Annotated in this window: 21 protein-coding genes; 9 read left to right on the forward strand and 12 right to left on the reverse strand. The window is 64.5% G+C overall.

The features are described 5' to 3' along the window. Positions 1–963 carry a DUF808 domain-containing protein gene (locus K3172_RS10740; protein ID WP_221589900.1) on the reverse strand — a complete coding sequence of 321 codons (963 nt, stop codon included), beginning with the start codon at positions 961–963 and terminating at the stop codon, positions 1–3. A 191-nt stretch (positions 964–1,154) separates the two neighbouring features. On the opposite strand from K3172_RS10740, the gene rpsF reads away from it, so the two are divergent. From rpsF to K3172_RS10770, 6 genes are all read left to right on the forward strand, one after another. Then, entirely contained in the window at positions 1,155–1,520 is a 366-nt protein-coding gene (rpsF, locus tag K3172_RS10745) for a 30S ribosomal protein S6 (protein WP_221589903.1), read from the forward strand. Further along, positions 1,520–1,744, forward strand: a complete 225-nt coding sequence (gene rpsR / locus K3172_RS10750) for a 30S ribosomal protein S18 (protein WP_094062939.1) — start codon at positions 1,520–1,522, stop codon at positions 1,742–1,744. The genes rpsF and rpsR overlap by 1 nt, the downstream gene beginning before the upstream one ends. An 11-nt stretch (positions 1,745–1,755) precedes the next feature. Next, the gene (gene rplI / locus K3172_RS10755; RefSeq protein WP_221589905.1) at positions 1,756–2,370 is read left to right on the forward strand and encodes a 50S ribosomal protein L9; all 615 of its coding nucleotides are present in this window, start codon (positions 1,756–1,758) and stop codon (positions 2,368–2,370) included. Between the two features lie 75 nt (positions 2,371–2,445). Then, on the forward strand, positions 2,446–3,939 hold the full coding sequence (locus tag K3172_RS10760) for an AMP nucleosidase (RefSeq protein ID WP_282098631.1): 1,494 nt from the start codon (positions 2,446–2,448) through the stop codon (positions 3,937–3,939). Positions 3,940–3,964: 25 nt separating this feature from the next. Further along, positions 3,965–4,738, forward strand: coding sequence for an SDR family NAD(P)-dependent oxidoreductase (locus tag K3172_RS10765; protein WP_221589909.1), 774 nt, complete (start codon positions 3,965–3,967; stop codon positions 4,736–4,738). A 5-nt stretch (positions 4,739–4,743) separates the two neighbouring features. Beyond that, positions 4,744–6,228 carry an amidohydrolase family protein gene (locus tag K3172_RS10770; RefSeq protein WP_221589911.1) on the forward strand — a complete coding sequence of 495 codons (1,485 nt, stop codon included), beginning with the start codon at positions 4,744–4,746 and terminating at the stop codon, positions 6,226–6,228. A 9-nt stretch (positions 6,229–6,237) separates the two neighbouring features. On the opposite strand, the gene rimK is transcribed toward K3172_RS10770, so the two are convergent. From rimK to K3172_RS10810, 8 genes are all read right to left on the reverse strand, one after another. After that, a complete protein-coding gene (gene rimK / locus K3172_RS10775) occupies positions 6,238–7,143 on the reverse strand; it encodes a 30S ribosomal protein S6--L-glutamate ligase (protein ID WP_221589913.1) in 906 nt (301 codons plus the stop codon). After that, positions 7,140–7,601: an ATP-dependent zinc protease family protein gene (locus K3172_RS10780; protein ID WP_221589915.1), complete on the reverse strand. Its 462-nt coding sequence runs from the start codon at positions 7,599–7,601 to the stop codon at positions 7,140–7,142. Before K3172_RS10780 ends, rimK begins: the two co-directional genes overlap by 4 nt. Next, entirely contained in the window at positions 7,598–8,614 is a 1,017-nt protein-coding gene (locus K3172_RS10785; RefSeq protein ID WP_247718142.1) for a beta-propeller fold lactonase family protein, read from the reverse strand. The genes K3172_RS10780 and K3172_RS10785 overlap by 4 nt, the downstream gene beginning before the upstream one ends. Further along, positions 8,608–10,455 (reverse strand): M2 family metallopeptidase, encoded by a 1,848-nt coding sequence (locus tag K3172_RS10790; RefSeq protein ID WP_221589917.1) that lies wholly within the window; start codon positions 10,453–10,455, stop codon positions 8,608–8,610. The genes K3172_RS10785 and K3172_RS10790 overlap by 7 nt, the downstream gene beginning before the upstream one ends. A gap of 69 nt (positions 10,456–10,524) precedes the next feature. After that, a complete protein-coding gene (locus K3172_RS10795) occupies positions 10,525–11,043 on the reverse strand; it encodes a hypothetical protein (RefSeq protein WP_221589919.1) in 519 nt (172 codons plus the stop codon). After that, positions 11,040–11,804 carry an alpha/beta fold hydrolase gene (locus K3172_RS10800; protein ID WP_221589921.1) on the reverse strand — a complete coding sequence of 255 codons (765 nt, stop codon included), beginning with the start codon at positions 11,802–11,804 and terminating at the stop codon, positions 11,040–11,042. The genes K3172_RS10795 and K3172_RS10800 overlap by 4 nt, the downstream gene beginning before the upstream one ends. Further along, positions 11,801–12,250: a GFA family protein gene (locus tag K3172_RS10805; RefSeq protein ID WP_221589923.1), complete on the reverse strand. Its 450-nt coding sequence runs from the start codon at positions 12,248–12,250 to the stop codon at positions 11,801–11,803. The genes K3172_RS10800 and K3172_RS10805 overlap by 4 nt, the downstream gene beginning before the upstream one ends. Then, positions 12,247–12,894 (reverse strand): 2-hydroxychromene-2-carboxylate isomerase, encoded by a 648-nt coding sequence (locus K3172_RS10810; RefSeq protein ID WP_221589925.1) that lies wholly within the window; start codon positions 12,892–12,894, stop codon positions 12,247–12,249. Before K3172_RS10810 ends, K3172_RS10805 begins: the two co-directional genes overlap by 4 nt. A gap of 92 nt (positions 12,895–12,986) precedes the next feature. On the opposite strand from K3172_RS10810, the gene K3172_RS10815 reads away from it, so the two are divergent. From K3172_RS10815 to K3172_RS10825, 3 genes are read left to right on the forward strand one after another with little or no spacing between them, the layout of a single operon-like run. Continuing rightward, the gene (locus K3172_RS10815; RefSeq protein WP_221589927.1) at positions 12,987–13,433 is read left to right on the forward strand and encodes a MarR family winged helix-turn-helix transcriptional regulator; all 447 of its coding nucleotides are present in this window, start codon (positions 12,987–12,989) and stop codon (positions 13,431–13,433) included. Beyond that, entirely contained in the window at positions 13,426–14,496 is a 1,071-nt protein-coding gene (locus K3172_RS10820) for an HlyD family secretion protein (RefSeq protein ID WP_221589929.1), read from the forward strand. The genes K3172_RS10815 and K3172_RS10820 overlap by 8 nt, the downstream gene beginning before the upstream one ends. Before the next feature lie 4 nt (positions 14,497–14,500). Further along, complete coding sequence (locus K3172_RS10825) at positions 14,501–16,087, forward strand: DHA2 family efflux MFS transporter permease subunit (RefSeq protein ID WP_221589931.1); 1,587 nt, start codon at positions 14,501–14,503, stop codon at positions 16,085–16,087. On the opposite strand, the gene K3172_RS10830 is transcribed toward K3172_RS10825, so the two are convergent. The 3 genes from K3172_RS10830 to K3172_RS10840 all read right to left on the reverse strand — a co-directional run bounded on the left by K3172_RS10830 (position 16,088) and on the right by K3172_RS10840 (position 20,047). After that, the gene (locus K3172_RS10830; protein WP_221589933.1) at positions 16,088–16,648 is read right to left on the reverse strand and encodes a hypothetical protein; all 561 of its coding nucleotides are present in this window, start codon (positions 16,646–16,648) and stop codon (positions 16,088–16,090) included. It lies immediately after the preceding gene. After that, positions 16,645–17,670 (reverse strand): aspartate-semialdehyde dehydrogenase, encoded by a 1,026-nt coding sequence (locus tag K3172_RS10835; RefSeq protein WP_221589935.1) that lies wholly within the window; start codon positions 17,668–17,670, stop codon positions 16,645–16,647. Before K3172_RS10835 ends, K3172_RS10830 begins: the two co-directional genes overlap by 4 nt. Before the next feature lie 85 nt (positions 17,671–17,755). Continuing rightward, positions 17,756–20,047, reverse strand: a complete 2,292-nt coding sequence (locus K3172_RS10840; RefSeq protein ID WP_221589937.1) for a S9 family peptidase — start codon at positions 20,045–20,047, stop codon at positions 17,756–17,758. Between the last annotated feature and the right edge of the window lie 250 nt (positions 20,048–20,297).

The following is a 20,297-nucleotide window of genomic DNA, read 5'->3' on the forward strand; positions in this document are numbered from 1 at the left end:
TTAATGGGCTTCGCTATCCTTGGCGAACCCGTGTCCCATCTTGAAGACTGTGTGGAGCACGACCACGATCACCGCACCGAGCGCCAGCCCGGTCAGAGCCGAGAGCCCGGCAAATGTCAGCCAGCCGAGAACGCCACCTGCCGCGCCTGCGATCTCGCTGACGCCATGCTGGATGCCCTCCACCCAGTGCTCGGGCCCGGCGAAACCGATTTCCGCAAGGCCATGCAGGATGATCCCGCCACCGACCCACAGCATGGCGATCGTTCCGATGAAACTGAGCACGGTGAGCAGCTTTGGCATCGCGGCGACGAGCCCACGTCCGATACTCTGGGAGAATGTCGATTCGCGTTCCGCAAGGTGAAGGCCGACGTCGTCCATTTTCACGATAAGACCGACAACACCGTAGACAGCAATGGTCACGGCCAAGCCGACAAGCGCGAGGACAACCCCGCGCGTCACGAGATCTTCCGACGCGACTTCGTTGAGCGTGATCGCCATGATCTCCGCCGAAAGGATCAGGTCCGTGCGGATGGCGCCGGAAATGCGCTGCTTCTCGAAAGCAACCGGGTCTTCGATGACGTCGTCGACCGTCTTGCCGTGCTTCGCACCGCCAAGCTTCTCGATCACTTTCTCGGCGCCCTCATAGGACAGATAGGCACCGCCGAGCATGAGGATGAAGACAATGGCCGCCGGCAGGAATTCGCTCAGCAACAGCGCGCCGGGCAGCAGTATCAGCAGCTTGTTCTTGAGGCTCCCCTTGGTGATGTTCCAGATGATCGGCAGCTCGCGCGCGGGGGAAAGGCCCGTAACGTAACTCGGCGTAACCGCCGCATCGTCGATCACCACGCCGGCGGTCTTGGAACCCGCCCTTCCCGCAGCGGCGGCTATATCGTCGACCGAAGCGGCGGCGGTGCGCGCAATGATCGAAACGTCGTCCAGAAGCGCAACCAATCCACCGGGCACAGGAATCTCCTCGTTTGAACCCCAATGCCGCCCTGCCCGCGCCGTTCCCGGCCTGCAAGCCTTGCATTCGGCGCCAATCCGGCTATGTGCGCGCATCCTTCGGGTCCGCCCGGAGGATTCGAAGAAAGCCGGAGGGGCCCCGCAATCCCGCGGATCAGCCAGCGATCGGCCCGAAGTGAAAGGAAAGTCACATGGCTCTTTACGAGCACGTGTTCCTTGCGCGCCAGGATCTGAGTCAGGCTCAGGTCGATGCATTGGCAGCGCAAGCTACCGAGATTGTCGAGCAGAATGACGGCAAGGTCACCAAGACGGAGACCTGGGGCCTCAAGAACCTCGCCTACAAGATCGACCGCAACCGCAAGGCGCATTTCGTGCTGCTCAACATCGAGGGCCCCGGCTCCGTCGTTGCCGAGCTCGAGCGCCAGACCCGCATCAACGAGGATGTGATCCGTTACATGACCATCGCCGTCGAAGAGCACGAAACCGGCCCTTCGGTGATGATGCGCAAGAACGAGCGCGACTCCAAGAAGCGCCGTGAACGTGAGGAGCGCGACTGATGGCCCGCCCGTTTTTCCGCCGCCGCAAGTCCTGCCCCTTCTCGGGCAAGAACGCACCCGCGATCGACTACAAGGACGTCCGCCTGCTGCAGGGCTTCATGTCCGAACGTGGCAAGATCGTCCCCAGCCGCATCACCGCCGTGAGCGCCAAGAAGCAGCGTGAGCTGGCCAAGGCCATCAAGCGCGCGCGCCACATCGGCCTGCTGCCGTACATCGTGAAGTAAGGGGAAGCGACATGGATATCATTCTCCTTCAGAGGATCGAAAAGCTCGGCTCGATCGGTGACGTCGTCACCGTGAAGGACGGCTATGCCCGCAACTTCCTGCTCCCGCAGAAGAAGGCCCTGCGCGCCAACGAAGCCAACAAGAAGGTCTTCGAAGCGAACCGCGACCGCCTGGAAAAGGAAAACGCCGAACGCCGCACCGAAGCCGAAAAGGCCGGTGAAAAGGTCGACGGTGTCGAAATCGTCCTGATCCGCGCCGCTTCGAACACCGGCCAGCTGTACGGCTCGGTCAACGTTCGCGACGTCGCTGCCGCCCTTGCCGACAAGGGCCACGACATCGACAAGAAGCAGGTCATCATGGGTGACCCGATCAAGGCGATCGGCATGCACGACGTCCGCATCGACCTCCACCCGGAAGTCTCGGTGACGATCAAGGCCAATGTCGCCCGTTCGGACGACGAAGCCGAGCTGCAGCGCCAGGGCATCGACGTGATGGCGCAGATGTTCGAAGACGAACAGCGCGAAATCGAAGAGCAGGCCGAAGCCAACCGCATCGACCCTAGCCTCGAGCCCGGCGAAATTCCCGCCGACCTGCTCGAAGAACGGGCGGAGGAGGACGAGGCCTGAGTAGCCTTCGACCTCTCTTGAACGAATAAGAAGGGGCGCGATCCGCAGGGGTCGCGCCCTTTTTGTAACAACCGCCTGCCATGTGGCAGTAAGGGATACCATAAACACAAGAGGCAGGAGAAAACGCCCATGGAAACCATTTCCCAGATCCTCGACCGGATCGAGAGCATCTACGATGCAGCCGTCAGCCGGCTGCGCGAGGATGTCATCGCCTTCGGCCGTTCGCGCGAATTGCCCGCGCCGGAACGCCGCAGCGATGGCAGCTATGCCTATCCCGAACTGCGTCTCCGCTTCAGGGGCGGCGATCAGCCGGAAGACCGCAACCGCGCCTTCGGCCGCCTCAACGCACCGGGTCTCTACACCACGACCGTGACCCGCCCCGCCCTGTTCCGCGACTATTTGCGCGAGCAGCTCGAACTGATTTCGTCCAACTACGAAATCGAGGTGGAAGTCGGTTCGTCGCGGCAGGAAATCCCCTTCCCCTATGTCCTCGACGGTGAAGCCGGCGCCGTGCTTGCAGGGGTCGATCCCACGATGATCGCGCGCCATTTCCCCTCGACCGAGCTGGCCGACATCGGCGACGAGCTGGCCGATGGCATCGTGCTGGGCGGTGTGGACGAGCCGATCCCGCTCTCGCTGTTCGATGGCCTCAGGACCGATTTCAGCCTGGCCAGGCTCGCCCACTATACGGGTACGGCGCCCGAACACTTCCAGCGCTTCATCCTCTTCACCAACTATCATCGCTATGTCGATGAATTCGTTGAGTGGGCGGCCTCGCAACTGGGCGAGAACGGCTACACCGCCCTGGCCGGCGCGGGCGGCCTGCTGCTGACCGAGAAGACCGAGAACGCGCGCGAGCAGCTGTCCGACACGGCGTGGCGCCGCCACCAGATGCCCGCCTATCACCTCGTCGGCGAGAATCACGGCGGGATCACGCTGGTCAACATCGGCGTCGGCCCGTCGAACGCCAAGACGATCTGCGACCACCTTGCCGTGCTGCGGCCCGAAGCCTGGCTGATGATCGGCCATTGCGGTGGCCTTCGCCCGAGCCAGAAGATCGGCGATTACGTGCTCGCCCACGCCTACCTGCGCGACGATCACGTTCTCGACCCGGTCCTCCCGCCCGAAATACCCCTGCCCGCCATCGCCGAGGTCCAGCAGGCGCTGGCCGCGGCCGCAGAAGAGGTTTCGGGCGAGCATGGTGCGGACCTCAAGAAGCGCATGCGCACCGGCACCGTCGTCACCACCGACGATCGCAACTGGGAACTGCGCTACACCCAGTCGGCCCATCGCATGTCGCTCAGCCGTGCGGTCGGCGTGGACATGGAAAGCGCGACGATCTCGGGCCAAGGCTACCGTTTCCGCGTTCCCTACGGCACCCTGCTCTGCGTCTCGGACAAGCCGCTTCACGGCGAGATCAAGCTGCCGGGGCAGGCGAACAAGTTCTATGAGGAAGCGATCGCCGCGCACTTGCAGATCGGTGTAACCGCATGCCGGCTGCTGCGCGAGGAAGGCCCGCGCCTCCACAGCCGCAAGTTGCGCGCTTTCAACGAGCCGCCATTCCGGTAGGCTGCTCCCAGCAGGGAGATACAGGATGCAGGCACCACCCAACCGTTCGCGCTCGATTGCCGGCCGCGTCGCCATCGTGACCGGAGCTGCGAGCGGCATGGGCCGGGCGACCGCCAGGCTGTTCGGCGCCGAGGGTGCCAGAGTGGCGGTGACCGACCTCGATTTCGAGGCGTGCCACGACGTCGCGCGCGAGTGCGGGACCGGGGCGCGGCCCTATGCCCTCGACGTCGGCGACCGGGAGGCGATTGTCCGCGTCGTCGAACAGATCGCTGAAGATTTCGGCGGGATCGACATCCTCGTGAACAATGCAGGCCTATCGAGTTTCTGTCCGCTCGACGCGGGCGATGCCTATGAGGAAACGTGGGCGCGCGCGCTCGCCGTGATGCTGACAGCCCATCAGCGCATGGTCCGCGCTGCCTTGCCGCACCTGCGTCGCAGCGATGCGGCGCGGATCGTCAACATCGCCAGCACCGAAGGCCTCGGCGCGACCCCCGGCGACACGCCCTATGTCGCGGCCAAGACCGGCGTGACGGGCCTCACCCGCGGCCTCGCAGTCGATCTCGGGCCGGAGGGCATCACCTGCAACTGCATCTGCCCGGGCCCGATCACCACAGCCATGACCGAAGGCGTGCCCGACGAGCACAAGACCATCTTCGCCAAGCGCCGTACTGCCCTGAAGCGATATGGCGAGCCGGAAGAGGTCGCCCACATGACCTTGTCGCTCGTCCTCCCCGCCGCGAGTTACATCACCGGGGCGGTCATCCCGGTCGATGGCGGACTGATGGCGCGGAATGCCTAGCTAGGATGGCCCGCACGATCCTGCGTCGAACCGGCCTTGTACTGGCGGTACTCATCGGCCTGTTCGCGATTCTCGTGCTGTGGCCGGTGCGCACCGCCCCCGTTCCATCGACTGCTAGAACACTGGTGATCGACAACGTCCGCGTGATCGATGTCGAAGCCGAGAAGGCAGGTTCGCCAACTGCCGTCACTGTCCGCAACGGAACCATCGCCGCGATCGGCGCGCCGCCGACCGACCCGAAAGCCCAGCTTGTTGACGGACAGGGCGGCTTCCTCATCCCCGGCCTGTGGGACATGCACGTCCACACCTTTCAGGTCTCCCCTCAGATGCACTTCCCCCTGTGGATCGCCAATGGGGTGACCAATGTGCGAGACATGATGGATTGCCCCGGCGAAAGCGACAGCCTGATCGCCTGTGTCGGCAACAAGCGCGAGTGGAACCGCCAGATTGATGCCGGCGAATTGAGCGCCCCGCGTATTGTCGAAGTGGCAAGCTTTTATCTCGAAAGCCCCGATATCTCCGCCGCCGATGCCGCCATCCTAGTCGATCGCTATGCTGCCAGAGGCTTGGACGCGGTCAAGGTCTACAACCGGTTGTCGCCTGCTGCCTACGTCGCCGCTGCCAAGGCAGCCAAGGCCAATAACGTCCGCCTGGTAGGGCATTTGCCGCAAGCGGTCGACCTTGAGACCGCGATTTCGCAGGGCCAGACCAGTTTCGAGCACGCGCACCTCTTCGCCCGCGAATGCTCCGGCAGGGCACGCGATTGGCGTGAGCGGGCGATGGAGGGGATGTCACCGACAGAGCGGGTCGAAGCGTTCATCCAGTCGCGCGATTCGCGGCGTTGTACAGCGTTGATGGCGCGAATGGCGGGGACCGGAAGCTGGTTTGTGCCGACCCACGTTACCCGCGAGGAAGACGCACGCGCAGGCGATCCATCCTTCTTCGAAGACCCGCGCCTCGATCATCTCGACCCGCTGTCACGCTGGGCCTATCGCGATGATCTTGGCGGGACCACCAGCGACTTTCCCGGCCACCGCGGCAAGCAGGCCCTTAGGGACTATTTCGCGCTGGGCTTGCAATTGACCGGCGAGGCGCATGCGCGCGGAGTCGGAGTGCTCGTCGGCACCGACACGGCACTTGGCGGCTTCCGCTACCACGACGAATTGCAGCATCTTACCCGTGCCGGTCTGTCACCGGCGGATGTGCTGCGCGCGGCAACTCTCGAGGCCGCGCGCTATGCCGAAGAAGAAAGCACAACCGGTTCCATCACGGTCGGCAAGCGGGCTGACCTCGTATTGCTCGCCGCCAACCCGCTGGAAGACATTGCCAACACCCGCCGGATCAAGGCGGTGATACATGGTGGACGGCTCTATGACCGCGCTGCTCTGGATAGCCAGCTGGCTTTTGTTAAAAGGCAAGCTCGGGCCCCGCATTTGTGGGTCAAGCTGGTTTGGGGCTTCCTGAGGAGCTCGGTGAGCGCCGAGCTATAGATCCGGCTCTCACCCCTTCCCCTTGGTCTTCGTCTTGCCGTTCCTGGCGTTCTTTTCGATGTGCTCGATGATCATGCCGGCGATGTCCTTGCCGGTAGCATTCTCGATCCCCTCGAGCCCCGGTGAGGAATTGACCTCCATGATCACCGGCCCGTGATTGCTGCGCAACATGTCGACGCCGCAAACATTGAGGCCCATGTGCTTGGCCGCGCGCACTGCAGTGCTGCGTTCCTCCGGGGTGATCTTCGCCAGCTCTGCGCTGCCGCCACGGTGGAGATTGGAGCGAAAGTCGTCCGCCGCCCCCGTACGCTTCATCGCCGCGACGACCTTGCCGCCGACCACCAGTGCGCGAATATCCGTCCCGCCCGCTTCCTTGATGAATTCCTGGACGAGGATGTTGACGTTGGCCCCGCGGAACGCCTCGATCACCGATTTGGCGCTGCTCATGGTTTCGGCAAGCACCACGCCGATCCCCTGCGTGCCTTCGAGGAGCTTGATGACCACCGGCGGACCCTTGACCGCCTTGATGATCTCCTCGGCCTGCTTGGGATCGTTGGCGTAGGCGGTCAGTGGCAGGCCGAGGCCGTGCTTGGCGAGGATCTGCATGCTGCGCAGCTTGTCGCGGCTGCGGCCGATGGCGACACTCTCGTTCAGTGGCCAGCACCCGCGCATTTCGAACTGGCGTAGGATCGCGAGACCATAGTTGGTGATCGAAGCACCGATGCGCGGGATGACGGCATCATAACCGGTGCAGGCCTCGCCATTGTAGAACACTTGCGGGCGGTGGCTGGCGATATGCACCGTGCAGCGGGTTGTGTTGAGAATGTCGAGTTCATGTCCTCTCGCCTCTGCCGCCTCTTTGAGGCGCTGGTGCGAGTAGAGATTGGGATTGCGCGCCAACATGGCGATTTTCATGGCTTGTGGCCTTTGACAGGAGTGAGGTCGGGCGTCTGCAACCACGAATAGCCGGAGTCTACGACAAAGCGACGACGCAGGGACGAGCGCCCGATGAGCATGGGAAATTTCATGTCCGAGCGATCGGCTAGGCTGATCTCGGCGCGGAATTCGAGGTCGCCGATCCTGAGCGGCGTCTTGATCACATAGCGGCGCTGGGTCTCGCCGTTGGAACTGGTGATCCCGCGGATATCAACATGTACCGCCTCGCAGATCTGGCGAACCTTCTGCTGCTGGAAATCTATGGCGAAACGCACGAGCTGTTGACCGTCGCGCTCGAAACGCTCGATCACGGTGCCGTGCAGCGACGACGTGCGCGCGCCAGTGTCGATCTTGGCCGGAATGTCGGTCAGGCCTAGCTCAGGCAGGCAGACGAGCTCGCGCCAGCCGACGACCGGCAATTCCTTGCGCGGTTTCATCGCTGGACGATCGCCATGCCGTCGCCACCGCCCTCGCCGGGCAGGTAGCGCAGCGTTTTCCCGCTCGCGAAGTCGACTTCGGCGATGCGGTTGGCCTGCGTTTCGGCGACATAGATGCGCGTCCCGTCGGGCGACCAGAGGATTGTTACCTGCATCCGCTCCTGCGCGCCCTCGGGCCCCGCGACTGTGATTGCCCGCACCACTTCGCCGGTCTGTATGTCGATGACACTGAGGCCACCGTCGGCAAGATCGCTGGTTACCGCGAAATCCCCCTGCGGACGGACTGCGATACGCAGCGGGAAGCGGCCGGTGGCGATTTCCTCGCGCACTTCCAGTGTCGCCGGATCGAGCGCGAAGGCCTTGTCCGATCCGCGAGCAGAGACCCACAGCGTCTCGCCATCGGGCGACAGGGCAATGCCCTCCGGCTCCTCGCCGACCTCGACCGAGAGCGGCGCGCGGCGAGTCTTGAGATCGACCAACGTCACCGTCTTCGAGCCCAAATCGGTCGTCCACGCGTGATTGCCGTCGGGCGAAACAACAAGCATGTGGCTTCCGCGCTGGCGCGTGGAATACTCGAAGGTTTCAGCCTTGCCGAGCGGGTCCCTGATCCAGAATACCGATTGGCGGCCTTCTGCCGTGGCATAGATATCGCCGTTCGCATGCCAGACGATCCCATGCGGACGGGCGTTCTCGCCAAGGTCGATGCTCCGTGCGCGCACGAGATCGCTCGCCCGGAAAATGTCCACCATCTGCCCGCCGTAGCAGGCGAGCGCGACATACTGGTCGTCGGGCGAGGTCGCGAGTTCGTGCGGGTTGGCACAGCTATCCACCCGCGCGGTCTCCTCGCCCGAGGCGAGGTCGATCCGCGCGAGCGTGTTGCCGAACTTGCCGGCAACGAACAGCGCACCTTCCGGCACGGGCTCTACGAAGAAGCCCGGGTTGGCCTGCCTGTCGATCGGCGTGCAGGCGGCAAGCGCCAGCGTTGCCGCTAGTGCCCTCGCCGCTTTTACCATCCCTGCGGCTTGCCCTTGTTCTGCTCGTCGAGCCACGCCTTGAGCGGGGCGAAATACTCGACCATCGCCTTGCCGCTCATCTGGCGCTCGCCGGTGAAGGCCTCGAGCGCGTCAGGCCAGGGCTTCGAAGCCCCCATCGCCAGCATCGCGTCGAGGTTCTTGCCCACTTCCTCGCTCCCATAGAAGGAACAGCGGTGCAGCGGCCCGGTCCAGCCTGCTTGGTCGCAAGCGGCCTTGTAGAACTGGAACTGCAGCAGCCGCGCAAGGAAATAGCGCGTGTAGCTGACGTTGCCCGGAATGTGGTACTTCGCGCCCGCATCGAAAGCGTCGGCAGGCCGCTCGACCGGCGGAGTGATGCCCTGGTATTCGAGCTTCAGCCCGTGCCAGGCGGTGTTGTATTCGGCCGGCGCGATGGTGCCGTCGAAAACACCCCAGCGCCAGCGATCGACCAGCAGGCCGAACGGCAGAAAGGCGACCTTGTCCATCGCCTGGCGCAGCAGCAGGCCGATATCCTTGTCCGCGCTCGGCACCGCCTCGCGATCCAGCATGCCGATCTGGACGAGATATTCGGGCGTGATCGACAGCGCGATCGTGTCGCCGATGGCCTCGTGGAACCCGTCGTTCGCACCGTTGAGGTAAAGGAACGGCTGCTGGTTGTACGCGCGCTGGTAATAGTTGTGACCCAGCTCGTGGTGGATCGTGATGAAATCGTCGGCATTGCGCTTGATGCACATCTTGATGCGCAGGTCATCGAGATTGTCGAGATCCCATGCCGAGGCATGGCACACCACTTCGCGGTCCGCCGGCTTGGTGAACTGGCTGCGCTCCCAGAAGGTGTCGGGCAGCGGCTCGAAGCCAAGCGAGGAGAAGAAGCCCTCGCCCACCTTGACCATGCCGCGTTCGTCGAGCTGCTTCTTGGCGATCAGGTCGGTGAGGTCGTAGCCGAGGTCGCCGGCTCCCTCAGGCGCGACAAGCGGGTAGATATTGCCCCATTCCTGCGCCCACATGTTGCCGAGCAAATCGGCGCGGATCGGGCCGGTCGCAGGCTGGATGGCGTCGCCGTATTTCTCGTTGAGCTTGCTGCGGACGTAGGTGTGCAGCGCCATGTAGAGCGGCTTCACTTCCTGCCACATGCGCTCGGTCTCGGCGGCGAACTGTTCGGGCGTCATGTCGTAGCCCGAGCGCCACATCGCGCCGACATTGTCGAAGCCGAGCTCCTTGGCGCCGGCATTCGAGATTTCGACGAGCTGGCGGTATTCGTCCTTCATCGGGCCGCCGACATTGGTGTGCCAGCTCGCCCACATTTCGGCCAGTTCCTCGGGCGTACGCTCGAGGTTGCCCATCTCGGCCTCGATGTCGGAACCGTTGATCGGCTCGCCGTTGAGCGTGCCCTTGCCCGCGCCATATTGCGCGCCGAGGCTGACCGCGAGTTGTGCGGCACGTTCAGACGCGCCGGGCGTCGTCGGGGCCGGCAGGTTGATCGCGGTGCGCAGAATATCGAGCTTGCGCGCCGTGTCGTAGTCGAGACCGTCGATCTCGGCATATTTCGCCGCTTCAAGCGCATAAGCGACCGAGGCGGCGGACACGCGCGCGCCGATGTCGGCGGCGAGCGCATTGGTGTCATGCGTGATATAAGTCGCGTTGATCCAGTCGATGCGCGCCTGGTCGACGACCAGCTCGCCATATTCCTTCTCGACCATGGCCACCCAGTCGGCAGCGCCCTTCGGCGTCATGGGAAAGGCGGTTGCAGCCTCGGCCTTGTCGCTGCCGTGATGGTCGGCGAGCGCGGGCGTGGCGAGCGAAATGGCGAGCGCGGAGAGCGCGACGGATGCAAACTTCATGGATAACCTCTCGAGGAATTCTGCGACTGGTTTCATCGGCTACCGGATTGCACCTGCAGCGGGCCTTAATCAAGCGCCGCGGCGGGATTTCCGGTCGAGCATCATGGCCAGCAGGATCGCGAGGAAGCCTACGATCCACGCCGCCATCTTGGTCGGCCGGACGGTGGCGGCGATCCCGGCCAGCGTGTCGTCGCCCCTGCCCTGCGTGAGCTGGATGAACTGGCAGATCGTCTCGGCATAGTCGGTGATTAGGAAGGCGAGGCCAGCGACGAGCGCTGACACGCCGAGCAAGCGCACCCGCTGGACCGGCGAGCGCATGAACCAGATTCCGCCGAGCATGCAGCCGGTGGCAAAGACACCGATGAAGACGAGATCGCCGATCATCGCATTGCGCGCCTGCCCGTAAAGGCCAGCCGCGGCCCATGCTGCCTGAATCCGGTCGACTTCGGCAGCGGTCCCTGCCGCCTGGTGTTCGCCGATCCCGCCCGGCACGGCGGTGAGGACGAGCGGCAGGCTCAGCGCGATGACCACGGCGAACAGCACGAGCCCGCCCCAGAAAGTCCACAGGAACGCGCGCCTCAGGGTCATCGGGCTTCTCCCAGCCAGTCGGCGATAGCGAAGCCGAGGTCGCGCTTGGTCACGCTGCTCATATGCGTCCCCGGCACTTCGACGAAATCGGCATTGGGCAGCAGCCGTGCGAGTTCCTCGGCCGAACCGTTGTCCCGGTCCTCGTCGCCGCACACCACCAGCGTGGCCATGGTGATGTTGTCCAGCATGGCGAGGTCGAGATCGGGCATGGTGTCGAGCAGCAGGCGCGCCGCCACCCGGTCGACCCCCTGCGATTTCAGGAACTGCATGGAGAAATAGTCCGGATCCCCGCGCGGGATGGTGTCGAACTCGTCGATGACGCGGCGGAACTTGGCGGCACGGCGTTGCCATTCGCCAAGGCCTGCCGTGCCCATCCCTCCGATCACGGCGCGCTGCGGCGCCAGCACCCCATGCGCGACCGCATGCAGGGTAGTGCGTGCGCCGAGCGAAAAGCCGCCGAGGTCATAGTCGTCGAGCCCCAGATGGTCGACCAGCGCCGCGACATCGCGAACCAGCACGTTCTGCGGATAGGCTTCGTGGGCGTGGGGCGCGGCGCTCTGCCCGTGGACACGGAAGTCGAGCATCAGGACCTCGTAACCCTTCGCCGCGATCGCCGTGTGATGCCCCCACTTGATCCAGTTCATCTCCGCGCTGGAAAACAGGCCGTGGAGCAGCACGACAGGCTGCCCTTCTCCATAGCGATGGAGCGCCAGTTCGGTCCCGTCGAAGCTGGCGAAGCGTTCGGTCCTGACTTCGGTCATGCGATCCCCACGAATGCGAGCCAGTCCTCATTGCTGCGCGGCTGCTCGTCCATCATCTTCGCGTCGTCCGGCAACACGATCCAGGGTTGCTTGCTGCGGACCCACAGATGCGCTGCCGGGACGACCGAGGCACTGTCGTCCAATGTGCCGCAGCGCAGGCTCGCCATGCCTTCGCGTGTGTTGTTGACGGCATAGATGCGCGCCTTGCACTTCGTGCAGCCGAAGATCTGCGACTGTGCGCCGCTCGGCTGGGTATATTCGGCAATGTCGAGTTCGCCGTCGATTTCGAGGTCCGCGAGCACGAACAGCATATGTTCGCTGAAGGCGCTGCCGGTGCGATTCTGGCAGTCGGTGCAATGGCAGGCATAAGGCTTCATGCGAAAGCCCTCGTGCAACGTATAGCGCACCGCGCCGCACAGGCAGCCGCCGGTCCTTTCGCCCTTCATCGTTTCGCCAGCCCCTTCTGCTCCATGCGCCATTTGACCATGTCGATACGGTCCTGCCCGAAGAAGGGCTCGCCTTCGAACACGAGCGTGGGGACGCCCCAATGACCGGCGGCTTCCAGCGCATCCTGATTGGCGGCGATTTCCGCATCGAGCGTCTCCGCATCGCTCTCGACTTCCGCCTCGATTTCTGCCGGGTCGAGATCCGCCGCCGACAGGGCGCCGGCCAGATGGCCACCCTCGTGCCAGTTTTCCTGCCCGCCCCAGATCATGCGCCCGGCCTCTGCGGCGAACACCAGCCCCTTGCCGCGCCGTGCAGCCGCCTGGCCCATGCGTGTGACCCGGCGGATATAAGGCTGATCGGCAGCAATTTCGCGCGTCATGACGTTCTGGATGATGGGATCGGGCCGCGGCGCGCCGAAGGGAATGGCGTGGAACTGCGCCACGCGGATCATGTCGCGCATGGTGTAGCCGAGCCAGTTGGGGTGATTGCGCTCGAAGAAATCGGGCTGCCGGATGGCCAGCGGATAGACCGGGCGCAGCGCGATATCGACGGCATATTCCTCTACCATGGCGCGGTAACGACCGATCGACAGGTAGCTATAGGGAGAGCGGAAGCTGAAATAGAGCTCGGCGGTCAGGGTCATGGGCCTGTCCTACCGCTCGATGGCGCGCCGCGCCACACCCGTTTCGATTATTGCAACTTGCAATAATAAGCCCTGTTATTATATACCGAGGCATGCAAACCAATATCGGGTATCTCCTGTCCGACAGCGGCCGCCTGCTGCGCCGAACCTTCGACGAGCGGGTCCGCAGCCTGGGGCTGACCGCGGTCCAGGCACGCTTGCTGCTGAGCCTCGAGAAATTTCCCGACAACAACCAGGCGTTCTATGCCGAGCGGATCGAGGTCGAGCCGATCACGCTGACCCGCATCGTCGACCGGTTGGAGGAAACCGGCTGGGTTGAACGGGTTGCCGATCCGGCAGACCGGCGTGCCCGCTTGCTCCACCTGACGGACAAGAGCCGCGAAATCGTCGAGCCGCTGCGCCGCATCGTCGACGGCCTCGTCGCCGACATGGCCGAAGGGCTGAGCGCGGATGAACGCGATACGCTGGCTGCGTTGCTGGAGAAAGTCTCGGCCAATCTTTCGGCCGACAGGAGCATGAAGGACGTTGCCAATGGCTGAGGCCGATCCGCACATCCAGACCGACGGCGCGGTGGTCGTCGAAGATTACGCCAAGCCGAAGCGCAAGTGGGGCCGCCTCACGCTGATGCTCAGCGTGCCACTTCTCCTGCTCATTGCGGGCGGCGTCTACTGGCTCTCGTTGCAGGGCCAGGTGAGCACGGACAATGCCTACGTCCAGCAGGACAAGGTCTCGGTCAGCGCCCAGGTCGGTGGCGAGATCGTCGATGTCATGGTCGGCGAAGGCGACACCGTGAACGCTGGCGACCTGTTGTTCCGGATCGATCCCGAGCCCTATCGTTTGCAGATCGCGCAGGCGGATGCGGCGATCGCGACCGCACAGGCGAATGTCACCGCGCTCGCCAATTCCTCCGACCTTTCGGGGGCGGACGTTTCCGCCGCACGCGAGGACATCGCCTTTGCCGAGGCGAATTACCGTCGCAAGGACGAGCTGTTCCGCCGCGGCTTCCTGACCAAGACCGAGCACGATGCGGCAGAACACGCCGTCAACCAAGCGCGAGAAGGCTTGCGGCAGGCGCAGGCACGGCAGGCCGCAGCGCGCGCCATGCTGGCGACCGGCGCCGCCGTCCCCGGCGAGAATCCGCAGGTAGCCGCAGGCAAGGCGCAGCGCGCCGTGGCCCAGCTCCAGCTCGGCCGCACCGAAGTGCGTGCACCCTCGGCCGGGCGCGTCGCGCAGGCAGACCGCCTCCAGCGCGGCCAGCAGGTCGTGCAAGGGCTGCCGGTGCTGACGCTGGTCGAGGACGGCACCAGCTATGTCGAAGCCAATTTCAAGGAAACCGACCTGGCCGACATGCGCGTGGGCCAGCCGGCCGAGGTCGAATTCGACGCCTATCCGGGCCTCAAGCTCAAGGGCCACGTCGAGACTATCGGCGCAGGCACGGGCAGCGAATTCTCGGTCATCCCGGCCCAGAATGCGACCGGCAACTGGGTCAAGGTGACCCAGCGCGTGCCCGTGCGCATCGCCATCGACGAGAAGAGCCCGCGCCCGCTGATCGCGGGCCTTTCGACCGACGTCACCGTCTTCACCGACGGTAAGCGCCGCTAAGCCCATGGCCACCCGCGCCGCACCTCGCGGAGCTGCTCCGGCTGCACCCGATCCGGCGCAGGACGTCGCGCAGTTGCCGGTCGCCAATCCCGGCATCCTCGTGATCGGCATCATGGCAGCGTCGCTGCTGCAGGTACTCGATACGACCATCGCCAATGTCGCGATCCCGCATATGCGCACCGCGCTTGGCGCTACGACCGAGACGATCACCTGGGTCCTGACCAGCTACATCATCGCCAGCGCCGTCGCCCTGCCGATCACCGGCTGGCTGTCCGACCGCGTGGGCGCGCGGCGGCTGTTCATCGGCTCGGTCGCCGGGTTCATCCTCGCCTCGATGTTGTGCGGGCTTGCCCAGAACCTCACCGAGATGGTGCTTTTCCGCGCGTTGCAAGGCGTGACCGGTGCGTTCATCGCCCCGCTCAGCCAGGCCTTCATGCTCGACACCAACAAGCCCAGCAAGCACGCGCAGATGATGGCGCTGTGGGGCATGGGCATCATGATCGGTCCGATCCTCGGCCCCGTCCTCGGCGGCTGGCTGACCGAGCAGGCGGACTGGCGCTGGGTGTTCTTCGTGAACCTGCCGATCGGCATCCTCAGCCTCGCCATCCTGATCGCCAACCTACCGCATCGCGAGGTGGTGAAGCGCCGCTTCGACATCGGCGGATTCGTCTTGCTGGGCGTCGCGCTCGCCAGTTTCCAGATGCTGCTCGATCGCGGGCAGACGCTCGACTGGTTCGACAGTTACGAAATCTGGCTGTGGACCTTCCTCTTCATCTCGGCGACGTGGATGGCGGTGATCCACCTGTCCGGCGCGAAAAACCCGCTGTTCGACCGGGCACTGTTCATCGACCGCAACTTCGCCATCGCGATGGGTTTCATGCTCGCCATCGGCGTGGTGATGTTCGCGACGATGGCGCTGCTGCCGCCCATGTTGCAGCAGCTGATGGGCTACGACGTGATCGATACCGGCCTCGTGCTGATGCCGCGCGGGATCGGCGTGCTGATGTCGATGCAGGTTGCGGGCATGCTGATGCGGCGCGGTTTCGATGCGCGCCCGGTGGTCGCGACCGGCTTCATCGTCTGCGCGGTCTCACTGTGGGAGATGGCGCACTGGTCGCTGGGCGTCGACCGCTACCACATCGTCGCCTCCGGACTGGTGCAGGGACTCGGCATGGGCCTGGTGTTCATCCCGCTCAATGTCAGCGCCTTCGCGACGCTCCCCCCTCGCCTGCGTACCGATGGATCGAGCCTGCTCAACCTGTTCCGCTCGCTGGGCGCGTCTGCCGGGATTTCGCTGACCACGGTGATGCTGGCGCGCAACCTGCAAACCGCCCACGCCGATATCGCCGCGAACGTGACCGGCGCCTCGGTCGCCAGCATGGTCGATGTGGGCACGGTCGACCGCTACCAGAACCTCGGCGACGTCGCCCTGCGCCTGCTCGACCTCGAGGCCAACCGGCAGGCGGCGATGGTCGCCTATGTCGACGATTTCTGGATGATGATGTGGATCACGCTAGCCGCCGTGCCGCTCGCCTTCATCATGAAGCGCAACCGTCAGCCCGCCGGACAAATGCCGCCGCCGGGCGAGTGATCAGCGGAAGAAGCAGCTCACCCCGGCCTGGAGCGCGGTGATATTGCCGCTGTCGTCCGCGAAACCAGTGATCGTGCCGTAGTCGGCGGTCGTGTACTGGAACTCGCCCTCGAGCGTGGTGTCGAGCTCCTGCACCTGCCGCTCGCCCTTCAGCGCATCCAGCGTGGTGACGCCGGGGGCAATCCCGTCCGTTGTGACTATCCCATCGCCCTTACGCAGGAACCAGCCCGCAAACTTGCCGTCGAGAAACGCGAGGTCCAGCGGTCCGAATTTGCTGAATTCCATCGGACCTGCCCCGCATTCGGTCTGGCTGGATTTGATCGGACCCTCGGGAAAGATCTCGCGCGCCTTGGCATCCGCCTCCTCACTCGTCACGCCAAACCGGACTGCACTACCGTCCTTCCCGACGAAGCCATTGGCATCGACGGTCATCCGGGCCTGCGTGATCTGCCTCGGCGTCCCCGCCGATGGCACTGCGGCTTCAGGGTCGCTCGCCGCCTCAGGTTGCCCGCAGGCCGCCAAGGCGAGCGGGAGCGCGAATAGAATGGTCCTGTGCATCATCCCTTCTTAAGGCACTCGCGCCCGAGGAGTTCCGCGATCTGCACCGCGTTGAGCGCCGCGCCCTTGCGCAGGTTGTCGGAGACGCACCACAGGGTGAGCCCGTTCTCCACCGTCGGGTCCTCGCGCACGCGGCTGATGTAGGTCGCGCTGTCGCCCGCCGCTTCGACCGGCGTGATGTATCCGCCATCCTCGCGCTTGTCGACGAGCATGCAGCCCGGCGCCTCGCGCAGGATGTCCATCGCCTGTTCGGCACTGATCTCGTTCTCGAACTCGATGCTGACGGCTTCGGAATGACCGACGAACACGGGCACGCGCACGCAGGTGGCGGTGAGCTTGATCTTCGGGTCGAGAATCTTCTTCGTCTCGACCACCATCTTCCACTCCTCCTTGGTCGAACCATCGTCGAGGAAGACGTCGATATGCGGGATGACGTTGAAGGCGATCTGCTTGGTGAACTTCACCGGCTGCACCGGATCGCCGACGAAGATCGCGCGGCTCTGCTCGAAGAGCTCGTCCATGCCCTGCTTGCCCGCGCCCGACACCGACTGGTAGGTCGAGACGACCACACGCTTGATCGTCGCGACATCGTGCAGCGGCTTGAGCGCCACGACCAGCTGCGCGGTGGAGCAGTTGGGGTTCGCGATGATGTTGCGCTTCTTGTAATCGTGGATCGCGTCCGGGTTCACTTCCGGCACGATCAGCGGAATGTCGGGGTCCATGCGGTAGAGCGAGCTGTTGTCGATCACCACGCATCCTGCCGCCGCCGCCTTGGGCGCATATTCCTTGGCTGGAACGCTACCCGCCGCGAACAGCGCAATGTCCCAGCCGTTCCAGTCGAAATGCTCGATATTCTGGCACTTGAGCATCTTGCCCGTGTCGCCGAACTCGACCTCGCTGCCGTGCGAACGGCTCGAGGCGACCGCCGCCACTTCGTCGCAGGGGAACCCGCGCTCGGCCAGCACCATCATCATTTCGCGCCCGACATTCCCGGTCGCGCCGACCACGGCAACACGATAACCCACTACACTTCTCCAATATCCTTGCGCCGCCGAGATAGCGATTGCCGCTGCGCCCGCAAGCGCACATTCGGTTGCGCGCGATAAAGGCCTACTCTGGCGGGGTCACCCCATGCGCCTCGAGGAAGCGGAATACCGTGTTGTACCGGTGCGGGCTGATCTGCTCGCCCGAGACCCGGTGGGTGTAGCCCGGGTAGAGCATCATTTCGAACGGCACGTTCGCGCCCTGCATCTCGGCGATGATCGCGGTCGCGTTTTCGAACACCACATTGTCGTCGGCCATGCCGTGGATGATGAGCAGCGGGTCGCTGATCTTCGTCGCGTCGGGAATGGCGGAGGCAGCGTCGTAGGCCACGCCCTCGGCCTGCGGGGTGCCCATGTAGCGTTCGGTGTAATGGGTGTCATAGAGCTCCCATTTCGTCACCGGAGCACCCGAAATCCCGGCCGCATAGAGGCCGGGATCGGCCTGCAATTGCTTCAACGTCATGTAGCCGCCGTATGACCAGCCATCGATCGCGATCTTGTTCGGATCGACGAAGGGCAGCGTCTTGAGATATTCCGCCCCGGCTTTCTGGTCGCGCACCTCGACCCCGCCCATCGCCCGGTAGATCGGCTGTTCGAAAGCGACGCCGCGATTGGCCGATCCCCGGTTGTCGAGCGCGAACCAGATATAGCCCTTGTCGACGATCGCCTGCCGCAACGCACCGTTCCAGCCGCGGTTGACGATCTGCGGGCCGGGTCCGCCGTAATGGTAGAAGAACACCGGATAGCGCTTGCCCGGCTCCATGTCCGGCGTGACCATTTCCCAGTATAACGGCGTGCCGTCTTCGGCCTCGATCCGGCCGTATTTTGTCGGCCGATGGCTAGCGAGGAAAGGGGCGTAGGGATGGTTCTCATCGAGCGCATTCTCCTCGACCCACGCCAGACGCTCGCCCTGCTGGTCGGCAAGGTAGATTTGCGGCGGCGTATCGTCGCTGGAGCGCGTGATCAGTAGCGTCTGACCCTTGCCGTCCATAGTCGCGGAATGGGTGAAGCCCTCCTCGGTCAAACGTTCGGGCGCGCCGATCGTGTCGCTGCCGTAATCAAGAGCATAGACGTGCTGCTCGAGCGGGTCGTTCTCGCTGGTCGCCAGAAAGAACAGGCGCTGCGTCGATTGATCGACTCCGACGAGCTTGGTCACGACGAAGTCGCCGCGCGTCAGCTGCCGCGAAGTGCCCCAGCCGTCTGCGCCCGAATAGCGGTAGAAGTGGCCGAACCCGTCGCGTTCGGACCACCAGATGAGATCGCCATTGTCGAGGATCCGGTAATTGTCGGACAGGTTCACCCAGTAATCGGGCATGGCCGCATTTTCGGCGAAGACCGGGGCCACCGCGCCCGTCGACGGATCGACCCGCAGGATATCCATATGCGTCTGTGCGCGGTTCTGCCGCTGGACGTAGAGCGCGCTGCCATCGGGTGCCCAGTCGACGCGTGCGAGATAGAAATCCGTCGGGTCACCATCGGTGTAGACATCGGGGTGCTGGAAGTCGGCGAGATTCACTTTTACTCGATTCCCGCCATCGGGGTCCATTATGTAAAGTTCGACGTCGGCGTTGGCGCTGCCCGCCACCGGATAGCGCTGGTCGAACACCTTCGTCCCCGTCGCGCCGATGGCGGCACGTGTGACAATGCCGACCATGCTCTCGTCGAACCGCTCGACCGCGATGCGCCGGTCGTCGGCGCTCCACCAGTAGCCGGTGAGGCGCGCCATTTCCTCCTGCGCGACGAATTCCGCCTCGCCCCAGCGGATGTCGGCGCCTTCCTTCGGCGTGATCGGCGCGGCTTCGGCTCCCACGTCGCCGACCCACAGCTGGCGGTCACGCACGAAGCTGACATAGGCACCGGTGCTGCTGAGCGAGGGATTGAGTTCGCTTTCCTCGGTATCGGTCAGCTGGATCACCTCCCCGCCAATCCGCGCGAGATAGAGGTCGCCGTCGAGCGGCACGAGGATGCCGTCACCCTCCTTGGTCCACTGATAGTCGATGATGCCTTTGAGGCTGCCGACGCGCGCGCGCTCGCGCTGCATCTTCTCGTCTTCGGACAGTTCGCGGCCCGAGCCGAGCGCCTCGCTGTCGACCAGCATCGACCACTCGCCGCTCTGCCGGTCGTAGCCCCATAAATCGTACCGCTCGCGGTCGTCCTCGCGGTTGCGCAGCAGGGTGAGATAGCGCCCGTCGGGCGAGAGCTTCGCCTGGCGCGGCGCGGGACCGTCGAGCGAAGGCGAGGCGAAGACGCGTTCGAAGGTGAGCTCCACGGGCGCGGTCTCCTGTGTCGTGGCGGTAGTCTGTGCGGCAAGTGGCGCGGCGAGGCAGGTGGTGATCGCCAGCGCGGCGGCGAAAGTCATGGAGCGCAATCGTTCTCTCCCGGCAATTCGGTGCCGGTGATGGCGAGCGGGCGGTCGCGAGGCAAGCCCCTGCACCCGTCAAATCATCCCTAATTTCGCCTTAAGCGCGCTTCCTTAAATCCCGTTAATGCGCCCTGCCCCAAACAGTCCCGGACGCCGCGGGGCCAATTTCCGGCTCACAGGTCCCGCGGCGGCAACAATCGAAGGGAGACCACTTCCGGTCTCCTCTTACGATCCCCACGCAAAAGGG

The sequence above is a fragment of the Qipengyuania proteolytica genome (assembly GCF_019711565.1).
GTDB classification, from domain to species: Bacteria; Pseudomonadota; Alphaproteobacteria; order Sphingomonadales; family Sphingomonadaceae; genus Qipengyuania; species Qipengyuania proteolytica.